The following is a 22,645-nucleotide window of genomic DNA, read 5'->3' as shown; positions in this document are numbered from 1 at the left end:
GGGTACCCCGGCGGCAAGCCGCCGGGCAGGGCGCGCCTCCGCTTCGCTTCGGCGAAATTCCCGCGCAAGCGCGGGAATGGAATTCCGCAGGCGGAATTCAGGGGCGGTAGGTAAACCCGCTTCGCGGGTTTACCTGGATTCCCGCAAGCGGGAATCCAGGCTGGCTGGGAGGGGTCGGTGCATCACGTGCGGCACTGTGTAGGTTCAGAAATTCCTGGCTACTCCTGTCAGTTCACTCCCCGCTATCTCACCATCGGTCAAGGACGGCACCCCTGTCGAGCCCAGTGGACTCCGCTTCGCTCCGCCCACCCTGAACGCCCGTCACCACCCACCCCCAAAATCATCGTCCGAGAAACATGCCACCACCAGGCCGGTTTCATTCCCGAATAGCGCCGTGCATCACCCTGGATCGGGATCCTTCAGCAAGCCTGATGCATCAAAGCGATGCACTGTGTAGAGTCAGTGTTGCAGGCGCACCCCCGCATTCGGCTCTCTTGCGGGCTTCGTGCGGTCAAGGAAATCCCCTCCAGCATTCCGTGGAAGGATCGGGGACATGCCCATCGAGTTGCGTGACCACCAGATCGAGGCGGTCGACGCGATCATTCGCGCGCTGGACATCCCGCCGGGCAGGGCGACTCCGGCGGACGGGCTGCGGGCACAGATTCACGCGGCCTGCGGGACCGGGAAGACGTACATCTGCGCGGCTGCCGCGCGGCGGATGGTGCCGCGTGGCCGGGTGCTCGTCCTGGTGCCGACGCTGGCGTTGCTGGGGCAGACCATCAAGGCGTGGCGGGAGGTCGGGCACACGGGGCCGGCGGTCGCGGTGTGCTCGATGGAGGACGACGTCGAGCTGTGGTCGATGGACGTGCGGTGCACGACGAACCCGATCCGGCTGGCGATGTGGCACGGCTCGGGGCCGGTGACCATGTTCGCGACCTACAGCTCGCTGGGGGTGCTCGCGGAGGCCTTCGAGGGCGCCTACGGCAAGCGTCTGGACCCGCTGGACCTGGCCGTGGTCGACGAGGCGCACCGCACGTCGGGGAGTCTGGGGAAGGCGTGGGCGGATATCCACCACCAGGACGTGATCCCGGCGGCACGGCGTCTGTACGCGACGGCGACCCCGCGTATCTGGCAGGAGAGGCCGGCGCCGTCGTGGGAGCTGCGGGAGGGGGAGCGGCTTGAGCGGTTGCCGCAGGAGATGGCCGCGTCCATGGACGACGAGGCGATCTTCGGGCCGATGGCGTGGAAGCTGCCGCTGTCCGAGGCGGTGAAGCGAGGCCTGCTCGCCCGCTACCAGATCATCGTCGTCGAGCTCACCGACCCGGTCGTCACCCCCGAGAAGCTGATGAGCCCCGAGAAGCGCAGCGAGGAGATCCGCGGCCAGCGGCTCGGCGCGCTCCAGGCCGCGATGCTCCACACCATGGCGCAGCACGGGTTGCAGACGATGATCACCTTCCACCATCGGATCATCGAGGCGCAGGCGTTCGCGGAGGGTCTGCCGGCCGTGGCGGGGAAGCTGCACGCTGGTGACCCCGAGTTCTATCCGGACCGGATCTGGGCGGACTGGCTCAAGGGCGAGCACGCTGGCGAGCGGCGCCAGCGGGTGCTGGCGGAGTTCGGGCGCAGCGCGCGGCGGGCGGTGCTGGCGCAGTGTCGGGTGCTGGGTGAGGGCGTGGACATCAGGGCGGTGGACTCGGTGGCGCTGTTGGATCCGAAGGGTGCGCCGCACGACATCGTGCAGGCGGTCGGGCGGGCGCTGCGGCAGAAGCCCGGTGAGGGGAAGCTGGCGTCGTTGATCGTGCCGGTGTTCCTTGAGGAGGGCGAGGCACCGCAGGACATGTTCACCTCTGGGAGTTACCGGCCTTTGGTGAGTGTGCTTCAGGCGCTTCGGGCTCATGATGAGGAGGCCGTGGAATTGCTGGCGATTCCTCAGGTCGAGCAGACGAATATGGTTGAGCCGTCCATGGATATCGGTTCGGAGCCGCAGGAGGGTGAGGAGGAAAGCCGGATGCTGCTGCGTTTTTCGGCTCCCAGGGATCCGGTGATGGTTGCGCGGTGGGTGTCGTTCAATGTGATCGACACGGAGCGGCAGGACTGGGCGCGCGGGTGGTCTGCGGCGGAGAGGTATGCGAAGCGGGAGGGGCATCTGCGGGTGCCGTTCGACCACCGTGAGGCCGCGAGGGAGGGGTTGGAGTACGCGAAGGCGTACCCGTTGGGGCACTGGGTGAGTGAGCAGCGCAAGGCGTACGCGGCCGGGTTGATGGAGGGCAAGCGGGTCGAGCGGCTGGAAGCGTTGGGGATGGTGTGGGATCCGCTGGACGCGGCGTGGGAGGAGAACCTCGCCGCCTGCCGGGTCTACTTCGAGCACCACGGCACACTCGCCGCACCCCGTACGGCGACGGCGTTGGACAAGCCGGTCGGGCAGTGGCTGTCCAACCAGCGCCGCCCCGGCGTCCTGGACGGGCGTCCCGACCGGGTGGAAGCCCTCGCCGGGATCGATCCGGACTGGAACCCGGACTGGCCCCTGGACTGGCAGCGCCACTACGCCGCCGTGACCGAGTGCGTCCAGGGCGGGGCGCAGCCGGCGGACCTGCTGCCCGGGGTGACGGTGCACGGGCTCGATGTCGGCCGGTGGCTGGAACGCCAACGCCAGCACATCGTCTGGCACGGCCTGATGGACGAGCAGCAGCAGCGCCTGGCCCAGTTCGGTGTCCAGCCGCTGGCGGCCCCGGCCGCTGGCGGGGAAGGCCAGGGGAAGGGCGCAGCGGGTGGGCGCAAGACCGGCGCTGGGAAGGTGAGCGCGTTCGACCGCGGGCTGGTCGCGCTTGCCCGGTACCGGGAGCGCACCGGGTCGGTGACCGTGCCGCGCCAGCACGTGGAGGAGATCCCGGGCGGCGACGGGGGCACGGTGGAGGTGAAGCTCGGGGTGTGGATCTCCAACACCAAGAGCCGCCGGGCGAAGCTGACCGGCGAGCAACTCGACCAGCTCGCCGCGCTCGGACTCGACTGGCGCTGATCCCGGCCGGGCCCGGTGATCGGGCGGCTGTACGGCCGGCCGATCACCGGTTGCCGACTCTCCACCCGGGGCCCCGGCCACGGGGACGCGGCGGGCAGCGCAGGCCCATCCCATCGGCACCCGAGTAACAAGATCAGAAACGCAAAGGAGATACGGCGAACGCGACACCGGACGGTACGGCTTCGCGCCGCTGCTGACACCACGGCCGAACTTCACAGGTGGGTGCGGGCGCAGCGGGCCGGGTGGGCCGCAGGACGGGACACGAGTGCAAGCCGGGCATACGCCCCGGTCTGAGTCCCGGGGCGCCGGGCCCGGGGCGCCGGGCCCGGGGCGCCGGGGCTCAGACCGACTGGAGTTCGAGGTCGAGGTCGATCGCGCACCCGTCGCGGGCCGCCCGGGTGTCGGGATGGTCGATGCCCAAACGGCGGGTGAGGCCGTCGAGGGCGTGGGCGTGGTGTTCGGCGGCCTCGACCGGTCGGCCGAGGACGCGTAGGGTGCGGGCGAGGTTGGCGGCACAGGCCAGTGCGTCCGGGTGCTGCGTGCCGTAGCGGGCACCCAGGTCGGCCAGGGCCTGTTGCAGGAGGGGCAGCGCCGTGCCATAACGGCCGGTGTTGGCGTAGGCGTTGGCGAGGTTGATCACCGCCTTGAGGGTGAACGGATGCGTCGGGCCCACGCATCGGCCCAGCGCCTCCGCCGCCGCCTCGCCCCGCACGATGGCAGCCTCGGCGTCACCGCTGGTCCTCAGGTAGAGGGCGAGGTTGGCGGCGCAGGCGAGGGTGAACGGGTGGTCTGCGCCGAGCAGTCGCTCGTACGTGGCGTGGATCTGGACGGTCAGGTCTCGGGCGAGGCCGTGGTCGCTGGCGGCGCTGTGGTCTGCGGCCAGGTTGGCCGCGCAGATCAGAGCGTCCGGTGTGTCCCCGTCGTAGCGTTCCCGGTAGCGTTCGTAGGCGGTGGCGTTCTTCGTACGGGCCTCCTCTAGCCGGCCTGCCCGGCGCAGCGAGACGGCCAGCGAGGTGTCGTTGCGCAGCCTCTCCGGCAGGTCGGGGTCGAGGACTGCGGCGAAGCCGACGGCGACCTCGCTCAGCAGGGCGATCGAGGCCGGAAAGTAGCCGAGGTCGCGCAGGTCGCGGGCGAGGCAGTACTTCGTCGAGAGGGTGGCCGGGTGTCGCAGGCCCAGCACGGCCTCTCGTCGTTGCAGGGTTTCCTGGTCCAGGTCGCGGGCGGCCTGGCTGTCCCCGACCAGTCGGTAGTCGATCGCCAGGTTGTTGGCCATGGCCAGGGTGCGTGGGTTGTCGGCGCCGAAGAGTGTGGTGAGGCGGGCGTAGGTGTCGAGGTCGAGCGCGAGCGCGGGTTGGAAGCGGCCCAGGCCCCGTAGGTCGGCGGCCAGTGACCCGGCGGTCATCAGGGCGTCCGGGTGGTGTTCGCCGAGGGTGGTCCGCTGGCGTTCCAGGACGTCTTCGTCCAGCGTCAGCGCTTCGGTGTAACGTCCCAGTGAGCGACGGATGTTGGCGTGGTGGAAGCGCAGCCGCAGGTTCTGTGGGTCGTCCGGGCCGAGTTTGTCGGTCCATACCGGGATGAGGGTTTCGCTCAGGCGGTCGGCGCTGTGCAGTTCAGCGCGCTTCCACAGGTAGCGGACGCGGTCGATGAGCAGTTGCCGGGGCTGTGGGGCGTCGCATTGGTGGGTGGCGCAGGCGGTCAGGTGCGGCCAGATCTCCTCCAGCGCGGGCCAGCTGGCCGGATTGTCGATGTCGTGGTCGGCGGGGCGCGCGGCGGCCAGGATGAGGTGGACGTCGTGGGCGGCCCCGCGCTGCTCCTCTGCGGTCATTGTGCTGCGGATGACCGCCTGGACGAGCCGGTGCAGTTGGATGCCGGTGCTGTCGACCCGGGCGAGGGAGTAGCGTCCGATCTTCTTGATAGCTGCGCCGAGGTTGATCTGGGTGGCTGGTCCGTCGGCCCGCTCTCCGTAGAGCGCGTGGAGTATCTGCTCGTTGTCGTAGACGAGCCGGGTGGAGATGGGCTCGGGGGCGAAGAACGCGCACAGCTGCAGCAGGCGGGCGGCTGCGGGGGCCTCGGCGCGCAGCCGGGTGATCGAGACGTTCCAGGCGGCGGCCACCGTGGCGGGGTAGTCCACTGGTCGGCCCATTGAGAGTACCTGGGCGGCCGCTCTGCGTAGTTGGGCCAGGTAGGAGTCGACGGGCATGCCGGTGGCGTCCAGCCAGGCGGCGGCCACCTCGATCGCCAGGGGGAGGTCGCCGAGTTCGTGGGCCACCGCGTCGGCGTTCGGTTCGGTCAGGCCTGCGACGCGGCGGCGCAGGTGCTCGATGCTCTCGCGGCGGGTGAAGACGTCCACGGCGAGGGCCTCGGCCACCCGGTTCCACTCCGGGTTGCGGGAGGTGACCAGGATGTGGCCCGAGCCTCCCGGTAGGAACGGGAGGATCTCGGCGGGGTCGTCGGCGTTGTCGAAGATCAGCAGCCAGCGGGCGGCCGGGGTGCCCCGCCGCAGGGCGGTCAGGGCGGAGTTGGCGGCCTCGGCGACCGAGTCGCCGACCGGCAGGCCGAGTTCGCGTGCCAGGTCGGCGAGCGTGGGGCCGATCAGCTCGGGCTGTTCGGCGTCGATCCACCAGACCAGGTCGTACTCGGCTGCGAACCGGTGCGCGTACTCCAACGCGATCTGTGTCTTGCCGATCCCGCCGAGGCCGTGGAGGGTCTGGGAGCTGGGCAGGACGGCCGCCATTGCGCCGCCGAGCTGCCGGTGTAGGTGTTCCAGGACCGTGCTGCGGCCGGTGAACGACAGGTGGCGGGGCGGGGCCTTGAAGTGGGCCGGGCCTGTACCGGGGTAACGCAGGCCGGTGAGGTCGGGTGGTCGCGGTGCGCCGCCGAGTGCGGCGAACAGGGCGGCGGCGGCCTGTTCGGGGCGGTGGCCGGTCAGCTCGACGGTCGGGCCCGAGGGGTGGGAGGCCGGCGGCGACGCGGCGTCGATACGTGCCGTCACCAGGGCATGCTCGACGGGGTCGGCACAGCATGGCGAGCGTAGGTAGGCGGTGGACAGCAGCACGATCGTGCGGTCCGCGTCGGCTTCCTCGCAAAGTGGGCCGAGTCCTGCCGCGGTCAGGACGGCCTCGATCCACCGGGCCCAGACCTCGTCCTCCGGGGCGTGACGTAGGGCGATGCCGGTGGCCCGGGCCGGTGGGGCGCACAGCGGGCAGGGCGCGTGCCGGCGCAGCTGTACGGATCCGCGGTGCAGGCCGTACGGGTGTGGTGGCGGGCCGGAGCCGGCCTCGATCAGCTGGTCGGCGGCGGCGCACAGCTCGCCCGGTCGGCCGCCTGCCGCGTCGGCGGCTGCGGTCAGTTCGGACTCCGGGGCGCCGAGGTCGTGGACGGCGAGGCGGTCGGCCAGGTAGCCGACGGACTCCCACGTGGTGAAGTGGCGCACGGGGAGCGTCGCGCGCCGTCGGGTGCGCAGTTGCCGGTCCGTGCTGCGGGTGGTCACCACGAGTTCGCTCCTGGGGGCCGGGTCCGGCCACAGGTCATGGATGTCTCTGCGGTCGGCCAACGCGTCGAGGACCAGCAGCCACCGGCGGTTCGTGGTGTGCAGCCACGCGAGGAAGGCTGTTGCGGCGTCGGGTCCTTGGGCCAGCCCGAGGTGAGCGGCCGCCCGGGCGTAACTGTCCCGTACGGCGGTCCGGCTCGATGCGTCGGTCCACAGGAGCAGGTCCACGCTGCCTTCCCGCAGGGCGGACTGGGCGCGGTGGGCGGCGGCCTGGGTCTTGCCGGTGCCTTGCGGTCCGCTCAGTACCGTGGCGGTGCCCGTGCGCAGGGCGCGGTCGACGCAGGGGCGGTGGTGGTAGCAGTCCGCGACCGTGGGGACGGTGCCGATCTGCATCGGCCAGGTGAGGGCCGGTGGGGTGGTGGGACTGTGGACGTGGATGTCGCCGCGGACGCTCCCGGCCACCACGCCGCCGGAGTTCACGAGGTCGTGCTGGCTGCGCACGCCGGTTCGCGGACCGGCGGGGCCGTGCTCGGCTCCGGGGACGGTCAGCGCGGGTCCGTTCCCGGCGGGGTAGGGCGGTCGGGTGCGCCGATCGTGACCGAGCCGCTGAAGTCCCGGCCGATCGCGCCGCCCTGGTTGTCGATGTCCCGGCCGGCGGTGACTCCACTGTTGTCGGCGTGGACCTGGGCAGCGGGGCCGGCGGGGGCGGGGACCAGCAGGGCGCGCAGTTGCTCGGCGGCCTGGGCCTGTTCGGCCGGTTCCAGCCCTTCCAGGAAGTCGGCCAGCCGGGTCTGCCAGGTGTGTTCCTGTCGCTGTGCAAGGGCTGCCCGTTCCTGCGGGGCTGCGGCTTCCAGTTCCTGACTGGTCCGGTCGAGGCGTGCCTGGACGAGGCGTTCGTCCTCGGTCCGCCCGCGGCCTAGCAGGCGGGCGATCCGTTCCCGGATGGCCGTCCACACGTCCGTTCCGGCGGCCTGGACGATCCCGGTGCCCCCGGCCGCGGCCAGTGCGCTCAACGTCTCCGACAGCATTCCCGGCTACCCCGTATCCCTCGGTGGTGCTCCGTGCAGAACTGACCGACATTCAACTCCAATGGCTCCATCGAAAGAAGACCACCGTCCCGCCACCGTCCGCGCCGCGACCGTGTCCCGGCGGGCAACCCGCTCACCGGCATCTACCTGCACGCACTGTCCGAGCTGGACGAGCGCGGTGCCGACCTGCCGGATATCTTCGGCCTGCAGCACCGGATGCGACAGGTCGCAACCGGTGTTGGCGCAGGTCCGACCGGACGATGAGCGGCTTCTCGTCCTATGTCACCTGCTCACCCACTACGCGATGAAGGCCGAGCTGTACGGCATCGCGCTGGAGCAGTTCCGGCGATCGGGCCGTGGTGCGGCTGCCCACCGTGGACCGACACCGACGACCCGGCGGCCGCCTTCGACCGGGCACGCGGCCAAGCGGTGAAGCTGTCGGGCGCGTGGCCGTCGCCGCGGGAGCGGCGCCGAAGAAGAAGGCTGACGCCGGGAAGCCGAGCGCGTTCGAGCGCGGCCTGGCCGCGCTCGCCCAGTACCGGGAGCGCACCGAATCGGTCACCGTCCCGCGGAGCCACATCGAGGAAATCCCCGACAGCGACGGCGTGGTGGAGGTGAAGCTCGGGGTGTGGATCTCCAACACCAAGAGCCGCCGGGCGAAGCTGACCGGCGAGCAGCTCGACCAGCTCGCCGCACTCGGACTCGACTGGCGCTGACACCAGCGGGCCATCATGCCCGCCGGAGGCTCTCCAGGGCCTCCCTGACCGCCCACGCCCACCGTGCCCGAGGAGCGCGGCGGCCGGCCCGGCAGGGGCGGCCCTGACAGCCTTCCAGGGCCGCCACGGTCAAGGACGGCCGTTACCGGCTCAGCCTTCGGCTTCGGGGTCTACTTCGACCATACGCCGGTATTTCCAGTGGTTCTTGTCCATCTGGATGCCGAGGTGGATGGGTGCCGGGATCTGGGCCGAGGCGGGGCGGGTGGAACGGGCCCGTACCGCCAGCAGGGCGAGGTTCCCGGCTGCGGCGGCGAGGCGGAAGTCGAAGACGCCGGTGAACGGTCCGGAGGATCGCGCCGGCGTGGCGGCGGGCAGGTGGTGTCCGGAGCGAGGCCGACGGCGGGCACGGCCGACGGACGCCGACGGCGGTACCGTCTGAACAAGAGGGCGGCCGCCACGGGGGTGCGGCGCCGCGTACGCCTCACCGGCCGCTTCCCGGGGCGGGCCAGAACGTCCCCGGGATGCCGGGACGGTGGAAGGAGGGTGCGGCGGAGCCCGAGGGTGGGGGCGCTGATCCATCGATCCCGCACCAGTCCGGAGGACCCCCGTGCGTTCCGTCACCCGAAAGGCCGCCACGATCGGCGCCACCCTGGCCCTGGCCATGTCGGGAGCGGTGCTCGCGGCCGCCCCGGCCTCCGCCGCCGCAAGCAGTGAACAAACGCTGCTGCTGAACATGAACAAAGCCATGCAGAGGAACCATATCGCTAGAACCAGACTAATTGCCCTATAGCGGTTGAGTATCTGCACGGATAGAGATCGGCTGATTACCGAAATAGGCTCCCTGCTGACTGAAGATCTGTCGGGAGGGGAAAGCAGTGGGGCATCTGAAAGTCGATCCGGGTGAGATCCGCATGTCCGCAGGCGTGGCGCGGGCCATCAGCGAGGACTTCGCGAAGCCTTGCCAAGCGGCCGTCACCACCAGCCAGACAGCTTCCGGTCAGCTGACGGGCTGGTCGGTGGCCGCCCGGCTCGGCCAGGTGGCGGGCAACTGGGCACCCGTGCTGGCGGGCGTCGGCGACCGTCTCAAGAAGACGGCCGACAACCTCACCGCCACGGCGCAGGCCTACACGAGCAACGAGAACGCCAACGCCGACGTGTGGCAGAAGCAGAGGATCGGCGAGGCATGGGAGAAACCGGGCCAGTGAACCTGTACGAGCTGCTGCTCAGGTTCGATCCGACCGGGCTGCACGACGCCGCCAAGGCCTGGCGGGCCCTGTCCAACGGGGCCCAGGCCGCCGACAGCCGGCACCGCAACCAGGTGAACGGGCCGCTGAGAAACGGGAACTGGGAAGGGGAGGACGCGCAGAAGGCGTTCTACACCCTGGGCCGAACCGAGCAGATCCTGGAGATCGTCCGGGTCGAGTCCGCCGCTGTCGCGCTCACTCTGGACACCGTCGCCGACCGGATGTATCAGGCGCAGACCAATCTGAAGAACGCTGTGCACCGCGCGGAGGAGTGGGGTCTGACCGTCGGCGCCGACGGGATCGTAAACCTGCCGGCGCTGAGCAAGGGTGAGCAGAACGACCCCGAGGCCAGGTCCAACCCGGAGCGCAAGGCGCTGGCCGATTTGTGTACGCAGGCCCAGGGGCGGATCAACAAGGCGCTGGCCGACGCGAAAGAGGCGAGCGACAAGGGCGACCATGCCCTCGGGCGCCTCGACGCCGACATCCTGACCAGGCCGAGGACGTTCGGCTCCACCGCCGAGACCGCCACCGACGTGAAGAACGTGGCGAAGGACCTCGGCCTCGCCGATCCGTACGTCCCCGACAACAAGGACCCGCAGAAGTCCGCCGACTGGTGGAAGTCCCTGACCCCGGAGCAGCAGAGCAGTTATCTCGCGCTCTACCCGGACAAGGTGGGGCAGCTGGACGGTCTGCCTTCGGCGGTCCGGGACGAGGCGAACCGGCTGGCCCTGGACCAGGAACTGGACGGGCTGAGGTCCGGTACCGCGCGGGGAAGCGGAATCGACGAGGGGGAGTGGAACATCCGCGAGCAGAATCTGATGAAGCTCAAGGAGCAGCTCGACCAGCACGACAGCGTGGTCGGGGACAAGCAGTTGTTCCTGCTTTCCGTCGATTCCAAGTCCTACGGTGGTGACGGCAAGGCGGTCATCGCCATGGGCAATCCCGATACCGCCGACCACACCGCGGTCCTGGTGCCGGGGACGGGAACGACGATCGCCGGCACGGGGGGCCAGCTCGAGCGCATCAACAGCATGCAGGAGGCTGCGAAGGAGGAGTCGAAGGGGACGAACCAGAAGGTGTCGGTGATCTCCTGGCTCGGGTACGACGCCCCTGAGATCCCGGTCGTGCAGGAGGCGAACTTCGGTGTCGTCGGGACGACCCGGGCCGAGGACGGGGCTGCGGCTTTGCGTCAGTTCACCCAGGGCACCCGGGTCGCCCAGGACGGCGTCGGCAACCACAGCCACCTCTCGGTCTTCAGCCACAGCTACGGGACGACGCTCGTCGGTGCGGCTGCCGCAGGAGGGCAGGGGCTGGGAGCCGACGACATCGTCGCCGTTGCGAGCCCCGGAATGACCGTCCAGCGTGCCGACCAGCTCCACATCGACCCCAACCACTTCTGGACCGGCAGAGCAGCAGACGACAACATCAAAATCGCCACAGGACTCACCCTCGGCGACGACCCGATGAACACCCCGTTCGGCGGGCAGAACTTCCAGGTCGACACCTCCGGGCACAGCGGGTATTGGGATGCCGGCAGCAAAAGCCTCGACAACCAGGGCCGCATCATCGTCGGGAAGCCCCCGGCCACGGTTCCCAAAAACCACGATTAGCCCGGCAGCCTCCCCCGTGACCACCGGAGCCGGGCCGGCCACGGTCCGGCTGCGCCCGGTCCTCACACCGCCCCGGCCGCAAGGATTTCACCATGCCCTACTTGCCACGACCCGCCGCACGCCCCGTCGGAGCCCGGCGCCTGGGTGCTGCCGCGCTAGCACTCTGCCTGCCCCTGATTCTCGGAGGATGCATGTCCACACCCGGCCCGAACGACCCACTGCCCGTCAAAGCTCGCCGGGACGCCCAGGACTGGGCCCAGCACATGACCGAGTACATGGCGCAGACTGCCGGAGCCACCCTCGATGCCGGAAGCGTCGAACCGAAATTCAGCAACTGTGTCGGCAAGAACGACGAGGTCCGCGAGGACGGCCGGTACAAGCTGACGTACGTGGCCTACAGCTCCGCCCCGCTCGAACAGCACCCGCAGGCCGTCCGCAAGGTCCGCGCGATGCTCGAACAGCAGGGCTTCAAGATCGATGGCTACCGCGAGACCACCGGCAGCAAGGTGGACACTGTCCTCGACGCATCGCAGGAATCGAGCCAGTACCTGGTCACGGTCGAGACCACGACTGGAGGACTTCTCCTCTTCCGGGTCAGGACACCCTGCCTGATGCCCCCCACTTCGTCGCCGACTTCTCACTGACCCGGGAACGAAAGGGCCCAGCCCGGTGCCTCCCGCGGCCGGGCCCCGGGGCGCTCCGTCCCCGCGGTCGCGGCTGACCTCGGCGGTACGCGGCGCGCTGAATAAGGCCGCCCGCGAGCGCTCCGCCACCTCCTGGTCCCACCTGAGCCGCCACCTCGGCAGTGCCCTGCCCGACCTCCACCCGACGACCTGCTTCAGGTCCTGCTCCGGGTAGAAGACACCACCGCCGCCGGCGAACCGCTGCTCTCCTCCCTGCTCGCCGCCGGCGACACCGAGCACCCGACCCTCTACCGTGAACTGGCCGCCCGCCTCGGCCGACAGGTACCCACCAACACCAACGAGACCCGCGTGCACTGGCAGACCGAAATCCTCCGCCTTCACCAGCAGTTCCGACACCGCTGACCGGCCGCGGTGCCCGGTCAGCTGCTGTCGGGGAGGAACTGCCATCAAGCGGCCCAGCCCGGCCTGGGCGCCGGCACCGTTCTACAGGCGCCTTGGGGAATGGACTCATAGCCCATTTCGGGGGACAACCCGATCACCAAAATGGACCATGAGTCCATCGGGGACCAGAGCGAGGCATGGGGAGGCCGGTCGTGCAGATCATCATCGACACCACGCAGCACACCTTCGAGGAGGCCATGGCCGTGGTCCGCGCCGCCTACGGCCCCGACGCCCAGCAGCCCCCGGGCGTCTTCGTGAACGGGACGTCGGCACAGGCCGTGTGGAGCCACCACGGCAGCTGGTTCGTCCAGCACTGGGACACGGAGATGCTGCACCGTTGGGTGGACCTGCTGCGCACCACCGAGCAGCTTGCCGCGGCCTGGCGGATCTGCATGACACCCGGCGCCTGGGTGGGCAACCCTCAGCTCGCCGAATTCGTCGTCCCGGCAGATCCGCAAGACCGCGGCGTGGTGCGGGCTCGCGCCGCAGTGCAGGTAATGGCCAACCTCGGCCGTCGCGAGATCGGGAGCCCCGGCGGCATGCCGTTCGACAGGCAGGACAAGGGCCGCAGCGCCTACAAGGCGGCCAAGCCGGTCGCCGACATCGTGCTGGAGCAGATCCGGTGGTCCGCACTCTACGAGCGTCTGCTCGAGGAGTACCCGGCGGTCCGGGAACAGGCAGAAGCCGACGCGTAGCAGCCGTCGGCGTCCAGGCCGGCGGCCGAGTACACCCCCGCGCGGGCGGAGCGGACGGAGACCCGGCTCGTACTCTTCGCTCATGCATCTTGGAAGATCCACAGCCTTGCTGATCAGCGCGTCGGTTCTGGTCAGCGCATGCTCCGGCACGTCTGCCCCGTCTTCTACGGCGGACACAAGTAGCTCCCCGACCAAGGCGGCGACCGCTCCTACGCTGCCCGCAGGAGGTACTCCGAGTACGCGAGCCAAACTGAGCGCCGCCGATCTGCAGGGCCACTGGTGGACCTGGGCAGCTTCGAGTGTCAGTGACTCGAACCCTGTCTCAGATCAGGACGGCCACCTGTGCGCTCAGGGCCAGACAGCCGGCATCTGGTTCCTCGCCGGCACCTTTGGCGGGACCGTGACGCGCTCGTGCACAGTACCTGCAGCGGTGCCAGTGGCCTTCCCACTGGTGAACACATACGGCAAAACAGGCGACTGCACCGCCTTCATGGCCTCCGCGCAGGGCAGTGCCATCCTCGACGACCAAGCTCTGGAACTCGAACGATACGAAGCGACAACCGTGCAGATCAGTGCTGTGGACGGCAACCCGCTCACCCAGGACGGGGGCCGCTTCCTAACCCGGGCCTGCGGCCTCTGGGTACAACTGGAACCGCTGGCACCTGGCAGCCACACACTGAGCATCAGGGGATCATCGGGATCCTTTGCCGTCTCCGTCGATTACAAGCTTCAGGTCTCGGCCAGCTGAAGACGTCGGGCGTGGGCGGGACGGCGTCCCTGCCAGCAGATCCGGCGCACTGGCTCTGTTCACGAGAACGTTCTCGTGAACAGAGTCAGGCCGTGGACCGTGGACGACGGCCTGGCTCTGCCCGAGGACACCCACCACCGGGTCGAACTCCTCGGAGGTGTCCTTCTGCTGAGTCCCCACCCCGATGTTCCCCACCAGCGCGCCGGCTCCCGCCTGGCCGTACTCCTGGACGCCGCCATCGGGGCCCGCGCCGCCCCATTCGAAGTCCTGACGGCGATCAACCTGGTCGTCCCGGACGGGCTGCTGATCCCGGACCTGGTGGTCGCCGACGCCAACGCGGCCGCCACGGCCGACCTCACCCTTCACGGCCGCGACGTCCTGATAGCGATCGAAGTCACCACGCCGTGCACGCGCGTGGCCGACACCGTGCTCAAGTCCGCGATGTACGCCGCGGCCGGCATCCCGCACTACTGGCGCCTCGAACTCGACCCCGCCCCCCGCCTCTACCTCGGACACCTCGACCGCGGCACCTACACCGACCGCCTCGTCCAGACCGGCGAGACCACCCAGCTCACCGACCCGTTCCCCCTCGACATCGACCCAGCCAGACTGCGCCGGTAACCCCGCAAACACCGAGACGGCCAGGCACCTCAGACGAGGGGCCTGGCCGTCGGCCCGGCTGGCTTCTACGGCCCGAACCTGGGCCGGCACTGAGTCGCTCCGGTCGCTGCGCCGGATGCCTCGTCCGCTACGGGCCCGTTCCTGCTGGCCATGTCCGTAGGCCAGCCCGGCAAGCGGCCCGCCTTCGAACGTCTGGTGGCGCCGACCCTCACCGTTCCGGTGGGACCACTGGACTCCGTCGCAGACACAGGTCAGGCCGGCGCCGTGGTTGGCGCCGGCCTGACCCGCACTGCTATCTCACGGCCTGCCGGATTTCCCAAGCCGAGAAGCAGGCTGCAGCTAGACGGCCCAGGGGGACCCGTCGTCGTACTTGACCGGGACAGGTTCCCGATCCTCTTCTACGTCGATTTCTTCGAACTGTGGCCTGTCGTGTCGCTGGCCGTTGATGTCGCCGGTCACCCAGGCGATGCACTCGGGGCGCGCACCTGTGCCCGAACGGCAGAATTCCTCGATAGCGGCTCTGACCTGGCCGAGTGGAATTGCGCTGGCCGGGTCGTGAAAGCGTGGGTATCCAGGGTCGGACACCAGGCTGGAGTCAACGCGAGACGGCGTTGGGTTGTCGGAGATCCAGGCATCGTCGTAAATTCCACCCCGCCGAGGAGGGCGGCCATCGGTGAACCAGATGACGGCGCCAAAACCGGTCGTCTCATTGGCTGCAACGCGCAGGTTGGCACTCGGATATTCGGCCTGCGGTTCGGTAAACGAGAACCAGGCCTCATGCCGTGCGGCCGACCGTCCGTCCGCTGTCGTGCGCGGGCTGATGAAACGGATGGCCTCGGTGATCAGGTCATCGCTCTCCTGCCGGCTGACCGGATATCGAAGCTCAGAGCCATACGAAATTGTGAGAATCATTATTGTGCGGTTCTCTTCCCTTGAATCGGAGGAGTCGCGTCCAGTATGTGCTCCTCGGCATTCCACCACCGGATCACCATCGTCTGGTCCGTGCGCAGGATCGCTGCCGCCGAGGAGGCGCAGGAGTACGTCTTGTTGATCATACAGACCCCTTCCTCCTTGTTGATGACGACCTCAATATACTTGACGGTCTTGTCCTTGGCGGCATCCCAGGCGATCTTGGTTTCCACGTGATCGGCCGTTGGGTAGACGGTGTGATTCGGGGGGAGGCTGGGGGCTCCGTTTTTCGGGTCCATGAGGAAATCGCTGATCTGCTTGAATTCATCGCTCCGCCCGCTGACGACCTTGTCACCCCAGGGGACCATGGTGTTCCCCGAGGGGATCCGCGCCAGACCCCTGGTCCGGTCGGTTGGCAGATCGCGCCGCCCGAGATCCCTCAAGATGGGGAAGATCTCGGCACACAGTTCCTCGTATGTGGCGTTATGGACAAGGAGCGGGGTCTCGCCAGCGAGGACGAAGTAGGTATGGAGATCGTCGACGGTGAGGTTGTAGGCGGGCTCGAGGCCGGTCCAGTGCCGGATGGAGACAACCTGGACGGTAGCGCCGGTGTCGGTACGCAGGACGTCGTCAACGCGAATGTCAGCCGCGTCGGTCCAGGCGTGACTCGATTCGACCCAGAACGGGTGGTGATCGGTGGCGGTGACTACCTCCGGGCCGTTCTCACCCCGCCGGACTGTGATCTCGGTAAAATCACGGTCGTCGGGGGTGCGGATGGTGTTGGTCACCACTTGGGGACCCGTACGACCGGTGAGCGGATCCGATGCGGTAACAAGGTCGCCAACTTGGATCGTCTCGATAGGCCGGGTGGTCCCGTCACCCATGAGCACCCTGGTGCCGGCGGGGAAGCTATTAAGCTTTGGCGGAATAGGGCAGGACCGGGCCCCTGCCTCGAAGGCACCTTCGCCTGCAAATGCATTTAGCATTTGCGGGGAGACATTTGGATCTTTACGTAGGGCGTTAAGGGCGTCCTCCGTGCCGACGCCATCCTTGAGGGTGAGGCGGAACTTGGTAACGAGTCCGGCTGTGGCGGTGAGGCTCTTGACGAGGGCCTGGTTTGTCGCCCCGAGTGCGGCGTCGAGTGCGACTGTCGCTTCGGCGATGCCGATGCCGGTGGCGGTGGCGGTGCGGAATGCCGCTATAGCCTTCGCACCCTTGAGAACGGTGGCGGCGGGGAGAAGGTTCGCGAGAGCGAATCCACAGGCCGCCGTGGCGCCGGGGTGGTTGATGCATTCGATGGCGTCGCCGTACAGGACGTTGGCCAGGAAGCCGGCCCCGGCGCCGCTGTAGCAGACTTCGAGGAAGCAGACCGGGGCAGCACCACTGGCGAAGAACTGTTCACGAGTCACCTGGATGGTAGCTGTGACCGTCTTGCGGTCCAGGGTCGTGCTGCTGAGCACGATGGTGTCCCAGACGCTGTACTTGCCCCTGCACTGCTCGACCGTCAGGCCGGGCTCGGGGCAGGTTCGCATGAGGTAGTCGACGGTGCCGGTGAACTGGGCAGTGGTCGTGACGTCGCAGACCAGCACTCCCGCATCGTTCTTGTGCCAATTGCCGTCGCCGTAGACGAGTCTGTCTGTCACCCCCATGGTGCCGTGATCGCACCGCTCGAGGTTGTCGGCAATGACCTTCTTCTGGAAGCCGGGCCGTTCAACGACCTCGACGTAGTAGGCGCGCTCGTCTCCGTTGGTACCGGCTGTCCCGGAGACGACGGCCTGGCGGGTGACATCCTCCGTCTGCTGCTTCGACATGATCAGCTGCGCGGCCTCCCGGGCGGCCGCATACGCTTCGTCCCTGCTCTTGGCAGCAGCGGCTGCCGAGGCCTTCGCCTGGTCGGCGGCCGTCTTGGCGTCGGCCGCGAACTTGCTCGCCTTGGCCGCATAGCCGGCGGCCGCGGCGGCCGAGGCACTGGCGCGGCTGGCGGCGTCGGTGGCGGAGGCGGCGGAGGCCTGGGCCTGCTTGGCGTACTGGGCGGCCTGCTGGGCGGAGGCCTGGGCCTGCTTGGCGGAGGCGGCGGCCTTGGCGGCCCAGTCGGCGGCGGTGTTGGCGCTGGTGCGGGCCTGGTTGGCGTAGCCGGCGGCTTCGTCGGCGGCGCCGCGGGCGTCGGCGTAGGACTGGGCGGCGTCGGCCGCGTGCTGGCGGGCGAGGGCGACCTGGCCGTCGATGGTGGCGAGGTAGGAGGTGATGGTGGCCACGTGGGTGGCGGTCAGCGCGTCGCGTTCGCGGGCCTTGAACAGGCCGCTCTGCAGGAACGGCTCGAGACGGTTGGTGGGGCCGGACATGACGGCCTGGGCCGCTGCCTGGACTTCGGGGCCGCCGGTCGCCATCGCCTGGGTGACCAGGACGCGGTTGTCGTCCTGGCGAGCCTTGTACTGGCCGGTGGTCAGGAACACGCGGACGTCGTCGATGGTGCCGTCGAGCGCCTTGCCGGCGGCCTCCTTCACGCCCGGGCCGCCCGCGGCCATGATCTGGGAGAGCTGAACGCGGTCGTCGTCGTCCTTGCCCGGATACTGCCCGGTGGTCAGGAACGCGCGGACCTGCTCCGGTGTGCCGACGCTGGCCGTCTCCGCGGCCAGGCGCAGCTCGAGCTTGCCGGGGCCTTGGGCGATGGCGAGGGCGCTGGTGCGGTCGTCGTAGCTGCGGGCGGTGGTCAGGTCGGTGGTGAGGAAGGCCTGGACGGTGTCGTCGTCGCCTTCCAGGGCGCTCTGGGCGGCGGCCTTGGTCCACGGGCCGGCGGAGGCCATCAGGCGCAGGGCTGCCTGGCGGCCCTTGAGCACCGCGGTCTTCGCGTCGGTGCCGGCGGCGGTGGCGTCCTTGATGAGCTGCTCGGTGTCGGCGGCGAGTTGGGTGGCCTTGCCGGATTCCCAGGCGGCGGTCTTGGCCTTCTGGTCGGCCTGGCGGGAGGCTTCCTCGGCGGCGGCCATCTCGGCGGCCTGCTGGGCGGTGAGGCGCTCGGTGTCGCTGGCGCGGGCGACGTCGGCGATCTTGTGGGCCTGTTCGGCAGAGTTCGCGGCGGAGTCGGCGGCGGCGCTGGCGGCGGTGGCAGCGGCTTGGGCGGTGTTGGCCCAGGTCCCTGCGTTGCCAGCGTGGTTGGCGGCTTCGTCTGCGGCGGCCGCGGCCGCGTCGGCGTGTGCGGCGGCGGAATTGGCGGCCCGTTGGGCGTCGCCGGCTGCTGCGGCGGCCTGGTTCGCGATCGCGAGGGTTGCCTTCGCCGCGCGGGTGGCCTCGGCGGCCGCGCTCCTGGCGCGGGCGGCGGCCTGGCGGGCGCGGTCGGCGGCGCCGCCGGCCTCACCGGAGTAGCCGGCGGCCTCTGCGGCGGCGTCGGCGGCGGCCTGGGCGTTGATACCGGCGGAGGCGGCGGCCTGGGCGGCGATGCCGGCCTGGGCGGCGGCCCGCCCAGCCCACTGGCTGGCCTCGCCCGCGGTGCGGGCGTCGGAAGCGGCGTTGCGGGCGGTGACGGCAGCGTTGCGGGCCAGGTCGGCCTTGCTCGCGTCGCCGGCTGCCCCGCCGGCGGCGGCCAGTGCCCGGGCGGCGGCGTCGCCGGCCTTGGTGGCGGCCGACGCGGCATCGGCCGCGGCGTTGGCGGCCTGGCGGGAGGCCTCGTTGGCGGCCTTCGCCGCCTTCGAGGCGGTCTGGGCGGCGTTCGCGGCCCGGTTCGCCGCGTCCGCGGCGCGGCCGGCGGCGTTGGACGCCTGTCCGGCGGAGCCCTGGGCGGCCTTGGTCTCGGCGGCGGCGCGCTCGGCGGCCTCCTTTGCCAGCTTGGTGGCGTCCAGTGCCTTGCCGGCCGCGTCCTTGGCGGTCTGGGCCTGCTGCCCTGCCTGGGTGGAGGCGTTGGTCGTCAGGTCGGCGAGCTGGGAGACCGTCAGGGTCTCCTGGTCGTGCGCGGCGGCCGTCTGGTAGCCGTACTGGAGGAACAGCTGGACGTCTTCCATGGTGCCGTCCAGGGCGGCGCCGGCGGCCTTCTTCACCTCCGAACCGCCGGAGGCCATCAGCTGGGAGAGGTGGACGCGGTCGTCGTCGTTCCTGGCCTTGAACTGGCCCTCGTTGAGGAATGCCGTTACGTCCGCGAGGGAGCCGTCCATGGCCTTGCCCGCGGCGTCCTTCACACCGGGGCCGCCGGCCGCCATGATCTGCGACAGCAGGACCCGCTGGTCGTCCTCGAAGGCCTTCTTGACGCCCTTGTCGAGGAAGGCCTGCAGGTCAGCCGCGGATCCCTTGAGCGCGGCCGTGCCGGCCTCGCGGACGCCGGGGCCGGACTTGGCGACGAGTTCCTCGATCTGCGTCCGCAGGTCCTGATCGGTGGCTGCCGTCTGGCCGGTGGCCAGGAACTTCTTCAGGTCGTCGTCGGAGCCGATCAGCGCGTTCTCAGCAGCCTGGCGCACCGCAGGGCCGCCGGACTGCCAGGCGGCAACCGTCCTGACCCGGTCGGGGTTGGGCCCGGTCGCCGGCGGCGTGTCCGCCGCCGCGGCCGGGACGGTGAGCAGGCCTGTCAGCAGGCCTCCGACCACGAGCCCGGCCGCGAGGCGCGACCTTGTGGCCCGTGGGGTCAATGACACCCTCATCGGAATTCGCAATCCATTCTGTTGTCGGGCACCGAAGTGCTGCACGGCCGTAGGTCATCGCGCCAACGGCCCTGGAAACGTTCGGAGAACACGTGGTGGGGCTCGAACCGCCGCACCACAAGGACCTGCCGCCCCACCTGGAGCAGGCGAGGCGGCAGGTGGTCATTGGTCGTGCGTCGGCCGTCCGTCCCGGCCTGTCACCAACCCGCTGGGTCAAGCGGATCCGGCCGGAGTCGGAGATTGGACGGGCGCCGACCGCGCCCCGGGGATCCCGAGGCGGGACGGTGTGCCGGTGAGGCCGGGGGAGTCCGGCCGCGGCCCCACCGGGAGTTGTCGGGCGGTTGCTGCGTTTAGAGGGTGCCGGCGATGGCGGTGCCGGTGTGGTTGCCGTTGACGCCCTGGAGGTTGAGGGCGGTGGGTGCGCTCCAGGTGCGGTCGGCGAGGCGGCCGACGGTGATGACGCGGTTGTCGCTGGTGACGAAGGCGAACTGGGCGTCGCCGTCGACGGGGGCCGCGCTGACCGAGGTGGCGGTGACCTGCCCCAGCACGCTGGTGAGCGGGCCGAAGGGCTGCCAGGTGCCGTCGGAGAAGCGGACGGTGTGGTACTGGGCGCCGGTGTCGGTGACGACCACCAGGTTCATGTCGTTGCCCTGGCGGGCCATGGCGACGGAGGTGACCGAACCGGTGTCACCGGCGGCGTCGGCGACCGCGCCCCAGGCGCCCCACACGCCGGTCGAGCCGATGCGGGCGGTGTGGTAGACGCGGCCGTTCGCGATGGCGGCGACCTGCAGATCGTTGCCGGTGCCGGCGACGGCGACGGCGGTGACACCGTTGAGGGACCCGGCGACGGAGAAGACGGGGCTGAAGCCGGCCCAGGTGCCGTCGGCGGAACGGATCGTGTGGAAGAGCTGTCCGTCGGCCAGGACGACGACCTGGAGGTTGGCGCCGGTAGAGGAGACGGAGACCTGGGTGATCCTGCCGAGGTCGCCGACGTTGGTGTTGAGGTCGCCGAAGCCTCCCCAGGCACCGGCCAGGGTGTGGATGGTGTGGTGCAGGTGTCCGTCACCGCCGAGCGCGACGATGTGGGTGTCACCGTTGATGCCGGCGGCGGACACGGCCTTGACCCCGCCGATGTTGCCGGCCTTGGCCTGGACGTCCTCGAAGGGCGTCCAGGTGCCGTCGTAGAGGCGGGTGGCCTGGAACAGGCCGGTGTCGCCCTTGACGAGGGCCTGGGTCTTCCAGCCGAGCGCGGTGGCGCGGACCTGCTGGACCCAGCCGGCGACGTCGTCGACGCGGGTGGAGGTGGCTCCGGTGCGGGTCTCGGTGGCGGGGGTGCCCAGGCAGCCGCCCTGCCAGGAGCGGGAGGCCACCGCGACGACCTCGCTCGTGCCGTTGGCGTCGCGCAGCAGCGGCGCCCCGGCGTCGCCCTGGCAGACCGCCGCGTTTCCGGCGGCCGGCGTGGTGTCGACGGTGGTGGCAGCGACGGTGCCGGTGGTGTGGGTGGCGGCGTGGGGCTTCAGCGGCGCCCACTCGGTGGCGGTGCGCCCGAAGCCGGCCACCCGCAGGCTCTGCCCGCTCGTGGGCGCAGCCGTGGCCAGGGCCGCCGGGGTGACGCCGTCGATCGGGGTGGCCAGGCGGGCCAGCACCAGGTCACGGTCAGAGCGGGTCACCAGTTCGGCGACGGTGGCGGTGTGGCCGCTGACGGTGGCGGTGGTGTCGGCCGCCGGGGCGCCTGACGCCCCGCCGATGCAGCCGGCGGCGGTGAGCACCCAGTAGCGGTCGACGAGCGTCGCCGTGCAGGAACGCGCATCCGCGCGTCCGGCCTGCCCGGCCGTCACAGTGCCGACGGCCGGAAAGTCGGTGTTGGCCGGCGCGGCCGGCCCGCCGGTGGCGTTGAGCTCCAGCAGCGTCGTCTCACTACCCGCGGTGCCGCCCTCGCCGACCGGCGTCCAGACGTTCTTGGCCAGGTCGATCGTGCTGGTGGTGCCGTCGGTGCTGACCGTCGCCTTGACCGTGTGGTCGTCGCCCTTGATGTTGTAGATCTTCGGAATCTCCAACGCCAGGTACCCGGCCGGACCGTTGATCTTGAAGCAGACCTCGCTCGGGTTCGCCGCCCGGCTGTAGAGCTGCACCTGCCCCGGCCCCGCGGTGCAGTCTGCGAGCACGATGTGCCCGTCGCCGCTCTTGAGCGTGATGTTCCGCTCGGCGAGGATCTTCGCGGCGTCCGGGTAGGCGAAGTTCTCCACCGCCACCGGCGCCGAAGCCTCCGCGGCCGTCGCCGCGACCGGCATCGAACCGGCCACCACCGGTATCGCCAGCGCCACGCCCAGAGGCAGAGCCAGTCTTCTAACAGTACGCATTCAAAACTCCCGGTAAAACGCCAGCCGGGAGACGCCAGCCGCCCCCCGCGCCGGCAAAGAGAAAGCCAAGCGGACGCTATCGACCGGGATCCAGCACGTCAAAGCCCCACCTCAACCGACATCAGGCCTGTGACCTACACTCAAGTCCCCACACCACGAAGCCGAAACGACCAAGATGGCCAATCAGATCTGACAGACAATTCAAACCAAAACAGGTCACCGAAACACCAACAGCCGACCATCACAGTTCGATGACGCTTCCTCCGCTCCACAGGCATCCCAGCGCGGGTGTTGTCACGTTGACGGGCGGGTGATGGTCTGACGGGTCGCCAGGGTGTGGTGGGGTCGGGTTCCGGGTCCTGGTTCAGGCTGCAGCGGGCAGGCCGATGCTGCCGGTGATTTGGTCCTAAGGGCTGTCCCGTAACTGCTGGTCGCGGGTGAGATGATCTTGCCGTGGCTGGTGTGATCACGGCGTCGGAGCCGTCCTGGATAGCCCCGTTC

The 22,645-nt window shown here is 69.9% G+C and carries 14 protein-coding genes; 9 read left to right on the top strand and 5 right to left on the bottom strand.

Going from position 1 to position 22,645, the window contains the following annotated elements; all coding sequences use genetic code 11:
• Window positions 1-553: 553 nt before the first annotated feature.
• Window positions 554-3,016 carry a Helicase associated domain protein gene (locus tag ACFVHI_RS34075; RefSeq protein WP_380345763.1) on the top strand — a complete coding sequence of 821 codons (2,463 nt, stop codon included), beginning with the start codon at window positions 554-556 and terminating at the stop codon, window positions 3,014-3,016.
• A 340-nt stretch (window positions 3,017-3,356) separates the two neighbouring features.
• Here ACFVHI_RS34075 and fxsT read toward each other — a convergent pair whose 3' ends face one another.
• Window positions 3,357-7,007 carry an FxSxx-COOH system tetratricopeptide repeat protein gene (gene fxsT, locus ACFVHI_RS34070; protein WP_380345761.1) on the bottom strand — a complete coding sequence of 1,217 codons (3,651 nt, stop codon included), beginning with the start codon at window positions 7,005-7,007 and terminating at the stop codon, window positions 3,357-3,359.
• Between the two features lie 44 nt (window positions 7,008-7,051).
• Window positions 7,052-7,534 (bottom strand): hypothetical protein, encoded by a 483-nt coding sequence (locus tag ACFVHI_RS34065; RefSeq protein WP_380345759.1) that lies wholly within the window; start codon window positions 7,532-7,534, stop codon window positions 7,052-7,054.
• Window positions 7,535-7,980: 446 nt separating this feature from the next.
• Between ACFVHI_RS34065 and ACFVHI_RS34060 the strand changes: the two genes are divergently transcribed.
• The 8 genes from ACFVHI_RS34060 (at window position 7,981) to ACFVHI_RS34025 (ending at window position 14,253) form a co-directional block, all read left to right on the top strand.
• Complete coding sequence (locus tag ACFVHI_RS34060; RefSeq protein WP_380345757.1) at window positions 7,981-8,250, top strand: helicase associated domain-containing protein; 270 nt, start codon at window positions 7,981-7,983, stop codon at window positions 8,248-8,250.
• A 607-nt stretch (window positions 8,251-8,857) separates the two neighbouring features.
• Window positions 8,858-9,040, top strand: coding sequence for a hypothetical protein (locus tag ACFVHI_RS34055; protein WP_159398743.1), 183 nt, complete (start codon window positions 8,858-8,860; stop codon window positions 9,038-9,040).
• An 85-nt stretch (window positions 9,041-9,125) separates the two neighbouring features.
• The gene (locus ACFVHI_RS34050) at window positions 9,126-9,455 is read left to right on the top strand and encodes a hypothetical protein (RefSeq protein ID WP_380345755.1); all 330 of its coding nucleotides are present in this window, start codon (window positions 9,126-9,128) and stop codon (window positions 9,453-9,455) included.
• The gene (locus ACFVHI_RS34045) at window positions 9,452-11,104 is read left to right on the top strand and encodes an alpha/beta hydrolase (protein ID WP_380345753.1); all 1,653 of its coding nucleotides are present in this window, start codon (window positions 9,452-9,454) and stop codon (window positions 11,102-11,104) included. The genes ACFVHI_RS34050 and ACFVHI_RS34045 overlap by 4 nt, the downstream gene beginning before the upstream one ends.
• Window positions 11,105-11,295: 191 nt before the next feature.
• Window positions 11,296-11,748, top strand: coding sequence for a hypothetical protein (locus ACFVHI_RS34040; RefSeq protein ID WP_380345751.1), 453 nt, complete (start codon window positions 11,296-11,298; stop codon window positions 11,746-11,748).
• A 593-nt stretch (window positions 11,749-12,341) separates the two neighbouring features.
• Window positions 12,342-12,884: a hypothetical protein gene (locus tag ACFVHI_RS34035; RefSeq protein WP_380345749.1), complete on the top strand. Its 543-nt coding sequence runs from the start codon at window positions 12,342-12,344 to the stop codon at window positions 12,882-12,884.
• Between the two features lie 436 nt (window positions 12,885-13,320).
• Window positions 13,321-13,632 carry a hypothetical protein gene (locus ACFVHI_RS34030; RefSeq protein ID WP_380345747.1) on the top strand — a complete coding sequence of 104 codons (312 nt, stop codon included), beginning with the start codon at window positions 13,321-13,323 and terminating at the stop codon, window positions 13,630-13,632.
• A 75-nt stretch (window positions 13,633-13,707) separates the two neighbouring features.
• Window positions 13,708-14,253: a Uma2 family endonuclease gene (locus ACFVHI_RS34025; protein ID WP_380345745.1), complete on the top strand. Its 546-nt coding sequence runs from the start codon at window positions 13,708-13,710 to the stop codon at window positions 14,251-14,253.
• A gap of 339 nt (window positions 14,254-14,592) precedes the next feature.
• Here the strand turns inward: ACFVHI_RS34025 and ACFVHI_RS34020 are convergent, their stop codons facing one another.
• The 3 genes from ACFVHI_RS34020 to ACFVHI_RS34010 all read right to left on the bottom strand — a co-directional run bounded on the left by ACFVHI_RS34020 (window position 14,593) and on the right by ACFVHI_RS34010 (window position 22,108).
• Window positions 14,593-15,165 (bottom strand): Imm1 family immunity protein, encoded by a 573-nt coding sequence (locus ACFVHI_RS34020; protein WP_380345743.1) that lies wholly within the window; start codon window positions 15,163-15,165, stop codon window positions 14,593-14,595.
• Entirely contained in the window at window positions 15,165-19,829 is a 4,665-nt protein-coding gene (locus ACFVHI_RS34015; protein WP_380345741.1) for a polymorphic toxin-type HINT domain-containing protein, read from the bottom strand. Before ACFVHI_RS34015 ends, ACFVHI_RS34020 begins: the two co-directional genes overlap by 1 nt.
• A 305-nt stretch (window positions 19,830-20,134) precedes the next feature.
• On the bottom strand, window positions 20,135-22,108 hold the full coding sequence (locus ACFVHI_RS34010; protein WP_380345739.1) for a trypsin-like serine protease: 1,974 nt from the start codon (window positions 22,106-22,108) through the stop codon (window positions 20,135-20,137).
• Window positions 22,109-22,645 lie beyond the last annotated feature (537 nt).

Source organism: Kitasatospora sp. NPDC127121 (assembly GCF_042677305.1).
Taxonomy (GTDB): domain Bacteria; phylum Actinomycetota; class Actinomycetes; order Streptomycetales; family Streptomycetaceae; genus Kitasatospora.
This window is presented reverse-complemented; position numbering and strand designations above follow the sequence as displayed.